The 12,922-nt window shown below is 69.4% G+C and carries 15 protein-coding genes and 1 pseudogene; 6 read left to right on the top strand and 10 right to left on the bottom strand.

Annotated features, from left to right (window positions below):
* Positions 1-115: 115 nt before the first annotated feature.
* From resB to ACM2XV_RS07650, 4 genes are all read right to left on the bottom strand, one after another.
* Positions 116-1,642, bottom strand: coding sequence for a cytochrome c biogenesis protein ResB (gene resB, locus ACM2XV_RS07665; RefSeq protein ID WP_487026507.1), 1,527 nt, complete (start codon positions 1,640-1,642; stop codon positions 116-118).
* 208 nt (positions 1,643-1,850) lie between these two features.
* Entirely contained in the window at positions 1,851-2,612 is a 762-nt protein-coding gene (locus tag ACM2XV_RS07660; protein WP_487026506.1) for a cytochrome c biogenesis CcdA family protein, read from the bottom strand.
* Positions 2,609-3,211, bottom strand: a complete 603-nt coding sequence (locus tag ACM2XV_RS07655; RefSeq protein ID WP_487026505.1) for a TlpA family protein disulfide reductase — start codon at positions 3,209-3,211, stop codon at positions 2,609-2,611. Before ACM2XV_RS07655 ends, ACM2XV_RS07660 begins: the two co-directional genes overlap by 4 nt.
* A complete protein-coding gene (locus ACM2XV_RS07650) occupies positions 3,211-3,864 on the bottom strand; it encodes a histidine phosphatase family protein (protein WP_487026504.1) in 654 nt (217 codons plus the stop codon). The genes ACM2XV_RS07655 and ACM2XV_RS07650 overlap by 1 nt, the downstream gene beginning before the upstream one ends.
* 152 nt (positions 3,865-4,016) lie before the next feature.
* On the opposite strand from ACM2XV_RS07650, the gene aspS reads away from it, so the two are divergent.
* A complete protein-coding gene (gene aspS / locus ACM2XV_RS07645; protein WP_487026503.1) occupies positions 4,017-5,381 on the top strand; it encodes an aspartate--tRNA(Asn) ligase in 1,365 nt (454 codons plus the stop codon).
* A gap of 197 nt (positions 5,382-5,578) precedes the next feature.
* Here the strand turns inward: aspS and ACM2XV_RS07640 are convergent, their stop codons facing one another.
* The 4 genes from ACM2XV_RS07640 to ACM2XV_RS07625 form a co-directional block, all read right to left on the bottom strand.
* Complete coding sequence (locus ACM2XV_RS07640; protein WP_344772701.1) at positions 5,579-5,887, bottom strand: Dabb family protein; 309 nt, start codon at positions 5,885-5,887, stop codon at positions 5,579-5,581.
* Positions 5,884-6,153 (bottom strand): glutaredoxin family protein, encoded by a 270-nt coding sequence (locus tag ACM2XV_RS07635; RefSeq protein WP_344772703.1) that lies wholly within the window; start codon positions 6,151-6,153, stop codon positions 5,884-5,886. Before ACM2XV_RS07635 ends, ACM2XV_RS07640 begins: the two co-directional genes overlap by 4 nt.
* 121 nt (positions 6,154-6,274) lie before the next feature.
* Entirely contained in the window at positions 6,275-6,373 is a 99-nt protein-coding gene (locus ACM2XV_RS07630) for a 30S ribosomal protein bS22 (RefSeq protein WP_003792170.1), read from the bottom strand.
* Positions 6,374-6,501: 128 nt separating this feature from the next.
* A complete protein-coding gene (locus ACM2XV_RS07625; protein ID WP_487026502.1) occupies positions 6,502-6,948 on the bottom strand; it encodes an ArsR/SmtB family transcription factor in 447 nt (148 codons plus the stop codon).
* A 60-nt stretch (positions 6,949-7,008) separates the two neighbouring features.
* Between ACM2XV_RS07625 and ACM2XV_RS07620 the strand changes: the two genes are divergently transcribed.
* Positions 7,009-8,445 carry a TrkH family potassium uptake protein gene (locus tag ACM2XV_RS07620; protein WP_487026501.1) on the top strand — a complete coding sequence of 479 codons (1,437 nt, stop codon included), beginning with the start codon at positions 7,009-7,011 and terminating at the stop codon, positions 8,443-8,445.
* Complete coding sequence (locus ACM2XV_RS07615; protein WP_344772709.1) at positions 8,438-9,121, top strand: potassium channel family protein; 684 nt, start codon at positions 8,438-8,440, stop codon at positions 9,119-9,121. Before ACM2XV_RS07620 ends, ACM2XV_RS07615 begins: the two co-directional genes overlap by 8 nt.
* Before the next feature lie 167 nt (positions 9,122-9,288).
* Here ACM2XV_RS07615 and proC read toward each other — a convergent pair whose 3' ends face one another.
* The gene (gene proC, locus ACM2XV_RS07610; protein ID WP_487026500.1) at positions 9,289-10,149 is read right to left on the bottom strand and encodes a pyrroline-5-carboxylate reductase; all 861 of its coding nucleotides are present in this window, start codon (positions 10,147-10,149) and stop codon (positions 9,289-9,291) included.
* Positions 10,150-10,247: 98 nt separating this feature from the next.
* On the opposite strand from proC, the gene ACM2XV_RS07605 reads away from it, so the two are divergent.
* Complete coding sequence (locus ACM2XV_RS07605; protein ID WP_487026499.1) at positions 10,248-11,210, top strand: cation diffusion facilitator family transporter; 963 nt, start codon at positions 10,248-10,250, stop codon at positions 11,208-11,210.
* On the opposite strand, the gene ACM2XV_RS07600 is transcribed toward ACM2XV_RS07605, so the two are convergent.
* Complete coding sequence (locus tag ACM2XV_RS07600; RefSeq protein ID WP_487026498.1) at positions 11,207-11,671, bottom strand: nucleoside deaminase; 465 nt, start codon at positions 11,669-11,671, stop codon at positions 11,207-11,209. The genes ACM2XV_RS07605 and ACM2XV_RS07600 overlap by 4 nt on opposite strands.
* Positions 11,672-11,712: 41 nt before the next feature.
* Here ACM2XV_RS07600 and upp point away from each other — a divergent pair, with 41 nt between their 5' ends.
* Both upp and ACM2XV_RS07590 read left to right on the top strand, forming a co-directional pair.
* The gene (upp, locus tag ACM2XV_RS07595; RefSeq protein WP_487026497.1) at positions 11,713-12,348 is read left to right on the top strand and encodes a uracil phosphoribosyltransferase; all 636 of its coding nucleotides are present in this window, start codon (positions 11,713-11,715) and stop codon (positions 12,346-12,348) included.
* Between the two features lie 374 nt (positions 12,349-12,722).
* Positions 12,723-12,922 (top strand): annotated as a pseudogene (locus ACM2XV_RS07590) (winged helix-turn-helix domain-containing protein); the annotation flags it as partial.

Below are 12,922 nucleotides of genomic sequence, written 5' to 3'. Positions count from 1 at the left end.
AGCTGCGCTTGGCGAGGTCGAGCGCGAACAGGGCGGTCGCGACGACATACAGCCCCATGACCACGTAGATCGCGATCTCGGAGATGGTGGAGAGGGTCTCGGTCACGTCGTTACGCTACGCCTTCGAGTTGTTGAGTTCGCCTACAGAACGAGCATCGGGAAGTGAGGCTGCGTGGGCGGATGCCAGCGCCTCGACCGCCTCGTCGAGGCGCGGGTCCTCACCGCGGGCGAGGCCGGCGTATTCGAGGGTCACCTGCCCTGCGGCATCCGGCTTCGCCTTCACCCACATGCGGCGCCGCGGCACGAACAGCGACGTGAGCAGCCCGCCCAGAATCAGGATCGCGAACACCAGCACCCAGCCCTGCGTGGGGTCGTGGTGGATGTCGAGCGACGCATACCGCTCGACCCGGTCGAAGGTCACCGTGCCGAGGCCGCCGGGAAGCTTCGCCGTCTCGCCGACGCCGAGGTCGAGCGCCGGCGACGACTTCACCCCGGGCCCCGCGATCTGCGTGAGGTGGTCGGTGTTGAGCTCGTAGACGGACTGGGGAACGCCCTTGTCGAGGCCGAGGTTCCCCGAGTACACCGTGAGCGATACGCGCGGATTCTTGAGCCCGGGGTAGCTCGACACGAGCTGGCCGTTCGCGGCGCGGCCAGCCGTCGGCATGAAGACGCCGGCGATGCCGAGCTGTTTCTTCAGCCCGTCGGTCACCTTGATCACGCCCTGCGAGGTCATGTTCGCGTCTTCGGCGAGGAACGGCGTCGGCCCGCTCGCGACGACCTCGCCCTTCGCGTTGCGGAAGGTCAGGACCGGTGAGTAGCCGTTGCCGAGCAGGTAGACACTCGTGCCGTCGATGCGCAGCGGGTGGTTGACCTTGATGTGCGCGTCGTAGCTGGTGCCGTCGCTCTTCGTGGCGGTGACGCTCGCGTCGTAGTCGAGCGGCTGGCCGAGCGCGTTCTTGTTCGCCGACTCGTATTCGACGGCCAGCTTCTTCACCGTGACCGAGTACGGCGGCAGGTTCTCGCCCGTCACCCAGCGCCCGGGGTTGAACGAGTCGAGGTTCACGCTCGTGTCGACGAAGGTCTGCCCCACCGTCACGATGCGCTGCGCTGTCCAGCCGAAGCTGCTGCCGATGCCGACGACGATGAGGATGCCGAGCAGGGCGATGTGGAAGACGAGGTTGCCCGTCTCGCGCAGGTAGCCGCGCTCGGCCGAGACGGATCTCTCGCCGCGCGGCCCCTCGAAGAGGGCGGTGCGATACCCCTGTGCCGCGAGGATCTTCCGCGCCTCGGCGACCGCGGCCGCGGCATCCGTGCCCTCCGGCGCCGTCGTGCTGCGGAAGCCCGCCATGCGGTTCAGCCGCACCGGCGTCTTCGGCGGCTTGGCCATCATCGCGTCGACGTGGTGCTTGACGCGCGGGATGATGCAGCCGACGAGCGAGACGAACAGCAGCAGGTAGATGGCCGAGAACCACACCGAGGAATAGGTGTCGAACAGCTGCAGCTTGTCGAGGATCGGGTACAGCGTCGGGTGGTCGAGCTGGTACTGCGTGACGCCGTTCGGGTCGCTCAGGTGCTGCGGCACGAGTGAGCCGGGCACCGCGGCGAGGGCGAGCAGCAGCAGCAGGAACAGCGCGGTGCGCATGCTCGTCAGCTGGCGCCAGAACCAGCGCGCCCAGCCGATGGGGCCAAGCTTCAGGTTGCCGACGGATGCCCCGCCCGCACCCCCTGCGCCGCCGTCGTCCCCCGCGGGGTCGACGGTGTCGATGTGGTCGCTCGGCAGCAGGTCGCCGCCCGCGCTGCGATCGAACTGCGAGGTGCGCGCGGTCGCCGGGGTGCCGGCCTCGTCGAGATCAGACTGCGGTCTGGAAATAGGGAAGCACCTCCTGCAGCTTGAGGACCATCTCGTTCCACAGCCCGCTGACCATGAGCACCCCGATGGCGACGAGCAGCGCGCCACCGACCAGGTTCACGAGGCGGATATGCCGCTTGAGGAATGCGACCGCGGACGACGCCCAGCCGAGCCCGAGGGCGATCAGCAGGAACGGAATGCCGAGGCCGAGCGCGTAGCAGAGCGCGAGCAGGGCGCCCTGCCACGGCGAGCCGCTGTTGAAGCTCAGGCTCGAGATCGCGGCGAGCGTCGGGCCGTAGCAGGGGCTCCAGCCGAGCGCGAAGACGATGCCGAGCAGCGGAGCGCCTGCGAGGCCCGAGCGAACCCGCCAGCCCGGCTTCACGATGCTCTGCAGGAACGAGAACTGCCCGATGAACACGAGGCCGAGCAGAATCACGATGGCGCCGGCGACGCGGGTGATCACGTCGCGGTAGACGCCGATCCACAGCCCGAGGCTCCCGAAGACGTAGCCCGTGATGACGAACACGACCGCGAAGCCGAGCACGAACAGCCCGACGCCGAGCCCGAGGCGGGCCTGACCGCGCCGGTCGCCCTTCGCGGCGGTCGAGCGGCCGTCGGTGAATCCGCCGATGTACGCGAGGTAGCCGGGCACGAGCGGCAGCACGCACGGCGACGCGAACGAGACGAGCCCGGCGAGCAGCGCGATCGGCACCGCGACGACGAGCTGCCCGCTCGAGACCAGCTCGGCGAACGGGTTGTTCACGAGCGGCCTTCGGCGAGTGCGCTGTCGATCAGCGTCGACACCGTCGAGGGCTGATCGTTGATCGGGCCCTCGATGCGCGCCGCGACGCGGCCCTGCTTGTCGAGGATGATCGTGGTCGGCGTCGCGTTCGGGCGATAGGTGCCGCTGAACGCGAGCTGCACGGCGCCCTTCTGCGCGTCGAGGATCGACGGGTAGGTCATCCCGAACGTCGTGTCGAACGACTTCGCGCTTGCCGCATCGTCGCGCGTGTTGACGCCGACGAAGTCGACGCCCTTGCCCGCGTACTGCGTGCTCAGCTTCTGCAGCGTCTTCGCCTCGACCCGGCACGGCGGGCACCCCGCGTACCAGAAGTTCACGACGATGACGTCGCCCGCGTGGGCCGCGGTCGAGAAGGTCGAGCCCTCTTCGGTCTTCCCCGAGAACGGCACGGCCTCCTTGCGGTCGGCCGGCTTGATCTCGGTCACGCCGGTGCCCGAGATGTAGCCCTTGTTGTCGCCGTTCTCGTACTGCGACTGCAGGGCGGTCGCGGTGCAGCCCGACAGCACCGTCGCGGCGATCACGGCAGAGGCGACGGATGCCAGAACTCGACGCGCCCGCATCACACCGCCCCCACGTCGACGGCCGCGCCCTGCAGCTCGCCCGCCGGGTCGGTGTAGCCGACCTCGCGGATCGTGCCGTCGGCGCCGCGCTCGAAGCTCGTGATGCTCGACAGGTTGCAGCGGCGCTGGCGCGGATCGTGCATCAGCCGCTCACCCGCCAACGAGAGGTGCGTGACCCAGATCGGCAGCTGGTGGCTCACCATGATCACGTCGCCGGGGTCGTCGCCCGACAGGGGCGGCAGCTCGAAGGCATCCGCCATCGCTGCGGTCATGCGGGCGACGATCGAGCTGTAGGCCTCGCCCCACGAGGGGCGCAGCGGGTTGACGAGCCAGGGCCAGTTGACGGGGTTCTTGACCGCCTTCTCCATCACCTTGCCCTCGAAGTGGTTGCTCGGCTCGATGATGCGGGGGTCGGTGCGGATGTCGAGGTGCAGCGCCGAAGAGATGGGGGCGGCGGATTCCTGAGCCCGCACGAGCGGGGAGGCGATCAGCGCCGCGACCGGCCGCTCGCGGGCGACCAGCTCGTCCGCTGCGGCCTGCGCCATGCGCCGACCGAGCTGCGAGAGGTGGAACTCGGGGAGTCGGCCGTAGAGCACATGGTCGGGGTTGTACACCTCGCCATGGCGCACGAGATGCACCTGCCGACTAGCCACGGCGCAAGTCTACGGAGGCCGTTCCCCTGAAATCCCTGCGAGCCGGGCGTTGTGCCGCCGGGGTGCGGTTCGCCTCGCGGCCCACAGGATCGGGGAGCGGGGTGCACGACGGTCTGCCGGTTTCGCGGGGCACGCCCCGGTACGATTGCCCCGTGACTCACCGCACCCTCATCAAGGACCTTTCCGCTCTTCCCGACGGCCCCGTGACCGTCGCCGGCTGGGTCGAGACGGTCCGCGATCAGAAGAAGGTGCAGTTCGTGGTGCTGCGCGACGAGTCCGGTGCGCTGCAGCTCGTGAACCCGGCGACGCGCGAGATCTCGCCGGAGGCGGCCTCTGACACCGAGGGCGCCGCGGCGGCGGCATCCGCCCTCGCACTCACCGAGTCGATCTCGGGGCTGTCCCTCGGCACCTTCATCACGGTGACCGGCGAGCTCAAGCACGACGAGCGCGTGAAGCTCGGCGGCCTCGAGGTCAAGGTCGGCACCCTCGACGTCGCGGGGGCGTCGCTGCCCGAGGCGCCGATCGCCGCCGACTCGAGCCTCGACAAGCGCCTCGACTACCGCTGGCTCGACCTGCGCCAGCCGAAGAACGCGCTCATCTTCCGCATTCAGACGACGCTCGAGCACGCGTGGCGTACCTGGTGGGTCGACAACGGATTCGTCGAGATCCACACCCCGAAGCTGATGGAGTCCCCGTCAGAGTCGCGCGCCGAGCTGTTCCAGCTCGACTACTTCGACCTCGGCACGGCGTACCTCGCGCAGAGCCCCCAGCACTTCAAGCAGATGGCGCAGGCGGCCGGCTTCGGCAAGGTCTTCGAGATCTCCCCCGTCTTCCGCGCCGACCCGTCGTTCACCTCGCGGCACGCGACCGAGTTCATGTCGGTCGACGCCGAGATCTCGTGGATCGACTCGTACACCGATGTCATCGACATGCAGGAGCAGCTGCTCGCCGCCGGCCTCGCCGCCGTCAAGGCGAAGCACGGCGACGAGATCCGCGAGCTGTTCGGCATCGAGGTCGAGGTTCCGCAGGTTCCGTTCCCGCGCATCCCGCTCGCCGAGGTGCACGAGATCTTGAAGAACGAGCGCGGCTACACGGTGCCGCGCGAGGACGGCGACCTCGACCCCGAGGGCGAACGCCAGATCAGCGCGTATGTGAAGGAGAAGTACGGCCACGACTTCGTGTTCGTGACGGACTACCCCGCGAGCATCCGCCCGTACTACCACATGCGCGATGCAGAGACCGGGCTGACCAAGTCGTACGACCTGATCTACAACGGCACCGAGATCACGACCGGCGCGCAGCGCGAGCACCGCATCGACGAGCTGCTCGCGAACGCGAAGGACAAGGGCCTCGACCCTGCCGGCATCGGCGAGTACCTGGAGTTCTTCAAGTACGGCATCCCGCCGCACGGCGGCTTCGGCATGGGCCTCGCCCGGGTACTGATGCTGCTGCTCGGCGAGAGCTCGATCCGCGAGACGACCCTGCTCTTCCGAGGCCCGACCCGCCTCGCGCCGTAACCCCCTGCCTCGGCCCCGGGCCCGAGTCCCCCGGCCCATGTCCCCCGAAGTGTGAGTTTGGGGGGCCCATGTCCCCCGAAGTGTGAGTTCGGGTTCCCTTTTCGTCAGACAAGGGACCCGAAGTCACACTTCGGGTGAGTTCGAGATCGAGCTTGAGCTCGAGATCGGGATTGAGTTCGAGCTCGAGCTCGAGGCGGCTACAGCGACCCGTCGACCGCCACGCGCGACTCGGGGTTGACCACCGTGCGGATCCAGGCCGCGGCCTCCTGATGGGCGGGGTGCACGATGTACTGCTCGAGACCGGCGGCGTCGGCGAAATCTGCGACGACGGCGACCGAGTTGGTCGTGCGCTCGTCGACCTCGTCGATGATCACGGCGATCGACTGGATCGACGGCACCACACCCTCGAGCGCGAGCAGGCGCGAGCGCACGCCCTCGGCATCCGCACGGCGCTGCGCCGCGTCATCCGACTTGAGGGTCCACGCGACGATGTGACGCAGGGTCATACGAGCTCCTTGAGTGCCTTCTCGAAGCGCGCCGGGTCGACGCGCCAATAGGTGTGCATCTTCCCGTCGATGAGCACGACCGGGATCTCCTCACCGTACCGAGCCTGCAGCGCCGGGTCACCGAGGATGTCGATCTCGTCGACCTGAAGATCACGATCTCTGGCATCGGATGCCTGCACCCGCGCCACCACGTCGTCGACGACTTTCCTCGCGTCATCGCACAGGTGGCAGCCGGGCTTCGAGTAGAACGTGATGCGGTGGGGCACGCCTCCAGCCTAGGCACGAGGTCTCCATTCGGCTTCGCCGAGTCGACCGGCGGCAGGCATCCGATCAACAGAAGAAGCGCCAAGGCGAATGCCCTGGCGCTCTCTGCTGGCAGATCGAGATCTACTTCTTGTTGCGACGCTGGTGGCGCGTCTTGCGAAGAAGCTTGCGGTGCTTCTTCTTCGCCATGCGCTTGCGGCGCTTCTTGATGACAGAACCCACGGAAACCTCACAAAGATCGGGGATGCCGCACGTCGAGCGCGACACAAACAGCCATCTTACCAGCCGCAGGAAGTGGCCCCGAACGGCCCGGAACGGCTCCGCCCGAGCAGTGCCCGAGCAGTGCCCGCCTACCGCTTGACGCGTGAGGCGAGCGCGGCGGCACGGGCGGCAGCCCCCGCGGCGACCTTGCCGACCGACGCCGCGAACTCCTTCTGCGACTCGGAGAGGCCGGTCGCCCCGAAGCCGACCGACGACGCGGCGCCGACGGCCGTGGCATCCGCCGCGTCGCTCGGCTCCTCGGCCGTGCCGAGGAACGGGAACAGCCACTCGTCGACCTCTTCGAGCGGCGACGGGTCGAGGTGGTAGTAGCGGTGCTGACCCTCCTCGCGCACGCGCACAAGCCCGTAGTCGCGAAGCACCTTGAGGTGCTTCGAGACCGTCGGCTGCGACAGCTCGAGCGCCTGCACGATCTGCGACACCGACACCTCACCGCTGCCCGTGGTCTGGGATTCCAGCAGCACCTGCAGAATCTCCCGCCTGGTCGAGTCGGCAACGATGTCAAAGATGTCGGCCATAGGGGCAAGAGTAGCCAGTCCCGGGCGGTCAGGGCAGGATGGGCGAGTGGAGGGCGGGGGATGTCGGTGACCGCGGTCGCAGCGAGGCGGGGCCGGCGCGGCATCCGCGAGTCCTTCTCCGACTTCGCCGCGGCGAGCCCCAGCCGCTTCGCGCTGCTCGTGTTCGCCGCGCTCGTGCTGGTCTGGACGGGCCTGCTGTCGCTGCCCGCCTCGAGCGCAGCGCACACGGCGACCGACTTCGCCGACGCGCTCTTCACCGCCATCTCGGTGGTGTGCGTGACGGGGCTCTCGACCGTCGACATGACGACGCACTGGTCGGGCTTCGGCGAGGTGGTCATCTATGTCGGGGTGCAGATCGGCGGCATCGGCGTGCTGACGCTCGCCTCGACGCTGGGGCTCATCATCAGCCGGCACCTGGGGCTGCGCGCCCGACTGATCGCCGCGGGCGACACCAATCCGCTGCGCTCGCACAAGGGGCCGGTGGCCGAGAGCCAGGCCGTGCGGCTCGGCGAGGTCGGCGGTCTGCTGCGGACGATCGCGATCAGCGTGGTCGCCATCGAAGCGGTCGCCGCGCTGATCCTCTTCCCGCTGCTGCTCGCGCACGGCTTCACGCTCGGCGAGTCGGCCCGCGACGCGGTCTACTACTCGGCCATGGCGTTCACGAACACCGGCTTCTCCCCCAACAACAACGGACTGCTTCCGTTCGCGCACGATTACGTGTTCCTCACGACGATCGCGGTCACGGTCACGCTGGGGGCGATCGGATTCCCCGTGATCTACGCCCTCGCCCGCGTCATCCGCAACCCCTCCCAACGCCGCCGCATCGTCTCGCTGCACGTGAAGCTCACCGTGGTCACCTATCTGGTGCTGTTCGTCATCGGCGGCCTGGTCCTCTGGCTGCTCGAGCGCGACAATGCGCAGACCCTCGGCGCCCGCGGCGGCGGCGACAGTGTCTTCCAGGGGTTCTTCCTGTCGGCGATGGCGCGCTCGGGCGGCTTCGCGACGTTCGATGTGGCGCACCTGCACAACTCGAGCCTGCTCGTGACCGACATGCTGATGTTCATCGGCGGCGGCTCGGCCTCGACCGGCGGCGGTATCAAGGTGACGACGCTCGCGGTGCTGTTCCTCGCGGCGGTGGCCGAGGCGAAGGGCGTCGAGAGCATGGAGGCGTTCCATCGCCGCATCCCGAACGACGTCCTCCGGGTCGCGGTGTCGGTCGTGCTCTGGGGAGCCACGATCGTGGCCGTGGCATCCGTCACCGTGCTCGCGATCACGCGCGACTCGCTCGACCACGTGCTGTTCGACGTGATCAGCGCCTTCGCGACCTGCGGCCTGTCGACGGGACTGACGATGGGCGCGCCGACGCCGGCGGTCTACGTGCTGGGCCTCACCATGTTCTTCGGCCGCATCGGCAGCATCACGCTCGCGGCAGCCCTCGCACAGAGCCAGCAGCGCCGGCTCTACGCACACCCGGAAGAGAGGCCCATCGTTGGCTAGCCCGCACGCACACCAGATCCGGCACGACGCACCCGTGCTGCTCATCGGCCTGGGCCGCTTCGGGTCGGCCGCGGCCGCCGAGCTCGATCTGCTCGGCCGCGAGGTGCTCGCGGTCGACAGCGACGCGGCGCTCGTCCAGGAGTGGGCCGAGCAGGTCACGCACACCGTGCAGGCCGACTCGACCCAGCTCGACGCCCTGCGCCAGATCGGCGCCGCGGAGTTCCAGATCGCCATCGTCGCCGTCGGCTCTCAGATCGAGGCATCCGTGCTCATCACCGCGAACCTCGTGGAACTCGGCATCCCGCAGATCTGGGCGAAGGCGGTGTCGAAGTCGCACGGCCGCATCCTCGAGCGCATCGGCGCGCACCACGTCATCTACCCGGAGGCCGAGGCCGGCGAGCGCATCGCGCGACTCGTGAGCGGGCGGATGCTGGACTTCATCCAATTCGACGACGACTTCGTGTTCGTGAAGATGCACGCGCCGCGGCCGCTCTTCGGCAAGACCCTCACCGAGTCCGGCGTGCGCACCGTGCACAAGGTGACGGTCGTCGGCATCAAGAGCCCGGGCGAGCCGTTCACGCACGCCACCGAGCAGACGGTCGTGCACGAAGGCGACCTCATCGTCGTCTCGGGCCGCGAGGCCGACGTGCAGCGCTTCGCGGGGCTCGAGGGCTGAACCCCTCCCGCCTCGCTGGTCGAGTAGGTCGCGCTGGTTGAGTAGGTCGCGCTGGTTGAGTAGGTCGCTCTGCGACCGTATCGAAACCCTCTCCTGGCGAGGAAAGAGTCTGGTCTCGATACGCGCTTCGCGCTACTCGACCCGGCGGATACGCTCGCTGGCGCTCGCTACTCGACCGCCGTAGGCGCGGCGAGCTCGCGCGCCCGAGCGAGGGCCGCGTCGGTCGCGCGGTCGAAGAGCACCGAGAGGTTCGCACCCTGCAGCACCTCGATCGCCTTCTCGGTCGTACCCTTCGGGCTCGTCACGCGGCGGCGCAGCTCGGCGGGGTCCTCGCCGGTCGCGACCAGCAGCTCGCTCGCCCCGAGGAAGGTCTGCTCGACGAGCAGCTTCGCCTGCGCGGGGCTGAAGCCCTTGGCGACGGCGGTCTTCGTCAGCTCCTCGATGAGCAGGAAGACGTAGGCGGGCCCCGACCCCGAGATGGTCGAGAGCGCGTCGAGCTGCTCCTCCGGCACCTCGACGACCGCGCCGACCGTCTCGAACAGCGCTCGCACGAGCGCGACGTCGTCGGCCGTCGCGCGCGGCCCGGCGCTCACGCCCGTCACGCCGCGGCCCACCTGGGCCGGCGTGTTCGGCATGGTGCGGATGACGGCGACGGATGCCGGGACGGCCGCCTCCATCGTCGCGACGGTCACCCCGGCGGCGACGCTCACGACGACCGCGTCGGGCTCGAGGTCGGCGGCGACCTCGGCGAGCACCTCGGGCACGAGGTGCGGCTTGACCGCCAGCACGACGAGCTTCGCCCCGCGCACGGCCGCGCGGTTGGCATCCTCATCGCTCTCGGTGGCGGCCGCAGTGACGCCGGCCACGTCGGCGAACGTCGCCGCCTTCTCGGCCGTGCGCGAGGTGACGCGGATGCCGCCCTCGACGGTCACGGCGGGTGAGAGCAGTCCGTTCAGGATCGCCCCGGCCATCGATCCGGCACCGAGGAACGCGATGGGGGGCAGGGTCGTGCGAGGCGCGTCGGTCATGGCCCCACCCTATTTGCGCCCCGCGCCGACAGTTGCGCCCGCGGGCCGGGGCGCAACTGTCGGTTCAGGGCGCAGAACCGGCTCATAGGATGGGCGCCATGACCGACGCACCGGCCGCCACCGCCACCGAGCACCAGCCCGAGTCCCACGGTGGCGCCGCGATCTTCGCCGCCCTCGGCGCCAACGTCGGCATCGCGATCGTCAAGTTCCTCGCGTTCCTGTTCTCGGGCTCGAGCTCGATGCTCGCGGAATCCGTGCACTCGCTCGCGGATTCGGGCAATCAGCTGCTGCTGCTCATCGGCGGCCGCCGCGCGAAGCGCAGCGCCGACCGCGAGCACCCCTTCGGCTACGGCCGCGAGCGCTACGTCTACGCCTTCGTCGTCGCCATCATCCTGTTCTCCGTGGGCGGGGTCTTCTCGATCTACGAGGGCGTGCACAAACTGCAGGAAGCAGACCACTACGTGCGCCCTCACCTGTGGTGGCTGCCGCTCGCGGTGCTGCTGATCTCGATCGTGCTCGAGGGCCTCTCGCTGCGCACGGGCATGGCCGAGTCGCGAGCGCACAAGGGCTCCGGCACGTGGCTCCAGTTCATCCGCCGCGCGAAGAACCCCGAGCTGCCCGCCGTGCTGCTCGAAGACATCGCGGCCCTCACCGGTCTCGTGCTCGCGCTGATCGGCGTGGGGCTCGCACTCATCACGGGCAATGGATTCTTCGACGCCGCGGGCTCCATCGCGATCGGCGTGCTGCTGGTCCTCGTCGCCATCGTGCTCGGGGCCGAGGTCAAGAGCCTGCTCGTCGGCGAGGGCGCCACCGAGGCCGAGCTGCGCCGCATCGAGGACGCGATCCTCGCGGGCGGCGAGACCGACCGCATCATCCACGTGCGCACCCTCTACCTCGGCCCGGACGAGATGCTCGTGGCCGCCAAGATCGCGATGCCCGGCGTGCGCACCGTGGCGGAGGCCGCCGCCGCGACGGACATCATCGAAGAGCGCGTCCGCGCCGCCGTGCCCGTCGCGCGCCTGATCTACCTCGAGCCCGACGTCTTCGACGCCGCGCGCTAGCGGCGCTTCTCGAAGAACGCCGTGAGCAGCCGCGAGCTCTCCTCCGCGCGCACGCCCGCGTAGACCTCGGCACTCTGCGGCAGCCGCCGATCGCGCAGCAGGTCGTAGACGGAACCCGAGGCGCCGGCCTTCTCATCCCATGCGCCGAAGACGACCGTCGGCACGCGCGCCGCCAGGATCGCCCCCGCGCACATCGCACACGGCTCGAGCGTCACGACGAGCGTGGCGCCGGTGAGCTGCCAGTCGCCGGTGCGGGCGGATGCCGCTCGAAGCGCCTCGACCTCCGCATGGGCCGTCGGGTCCTGCCGGGCCTCGCGCGAGTTGCGCCCCCGCCCGAGCACCTCGCCTGCCGCCCCGATCACCACGGCGCCGACCGGCACGTCGCCGGTCGCGAGGGCCCCACGCGCCTCGTCGAGCGCGAGCCCCATCCACGCGTCGTACTGCGGCGGAACGGCGAGCATCGGAACCTTTCGGGCAGGGTCTGACCGGTAGCCTTGAGCCTATGCGAGTGCACGTTGCCGACCACCCGCTCATCACGCACAAGCTGACGGTGCTGCGCGATCGAGAGACCCCCAGTCCGCAATTCCGCTCGCTGGTCGCCGAGCTCATCACGCTGCTGAGCTACGAGGCGACCCGTGAGGTGCGCGTCGAGCCGATCACGGTGCAGACGCCCGTCGCTCCGTACACCGGCCTCGCGATCTCGAAGCCCGTGCCCCTCGTCGTGCCGATCCTGCGCGCGGGCCTCGGCATGCTCGACGGCATGATGGCCGTGCTGCCGAACGCCGAGGTCGGCTTCCTCGGCATGGCGCGCGACGAGAGCACGCTGCAGCCGACGACCTACGCCGAGCGCCTCCCCGAAGACCTGTCGGGCCGCCAGTGCTTCGTGCTCGACCCCATGCTCGCGACGGGCGGCTCGCTCGGCGCTGCGCTCGAGTTCCTGTTCCAGCGCGGCGCCTCCGACGTCACCGCCATCTGCATCCTCGGCGCACCCGAGGGCATCGCGCGCCTCGAGAAAGAGACCGAGGGTCGCGACGTGCGCCTGGTTCTCGGCGCGCTCGACGAGCGCCTCAACGAGCACGGCTACATCGTGCCCGGCCTCGGCGACGCGGGCGACCGTCTCTACGGGCTGGCCGAGTAGCCGACAGCGGCCGGGGATGCCGCGACCAGGCATCCCACGCCCCCGAATCACGCGCGGCTCATTCACGCGATCCATTGACTCTTGAATGTTTGACATAACACCGCGTTTTGTGTTTACCTTTGTGACATGACTGACACCGTGAGCCTTCGTTCCGCCCTCGAGGTGAGCGAGACTGCCGGCATGATGATGCCCGGCCGCGGCGCTCTCATGTGTCGAATGTGCGCCTGACACCGACGTCTTCGCCCCGGTGCTGAAGCACCCCGAGTCGCACTGACACCCGCACGCGACGCCCGCCTCGAACGAGGCACCCTGGCCGATCTCTCGCGCGAATCCGCGCCGGCCGCCGCATCATCATCACAAAGGTTCTGATTCCGATGACGTTCACGCTTCCTGAGTCCGCTCTCACCGCCCCCACGGCTCCGTCCTCTTCTTCGGCTGCGCCCTCCGCCCCCGCGGCCGCACGTATCGCCCCCGCGGGCACCGCCCGCGGCTTCGCCCTCTATGTCGGCTTCGACGAGGCGAAGGCCGCCGCCGCGGGCACCGACCTCGGCACCATCGTCGCGGCTCTCAAGAA

It is taken from the genome of Gryllotalpicola sp. CP2-P1 (assembly GCF_057512245.1).
Note: the sequence above shows the minus strand (reverse complement) of the source record. Positions and strands in the feature narration are given on the sequence as shown.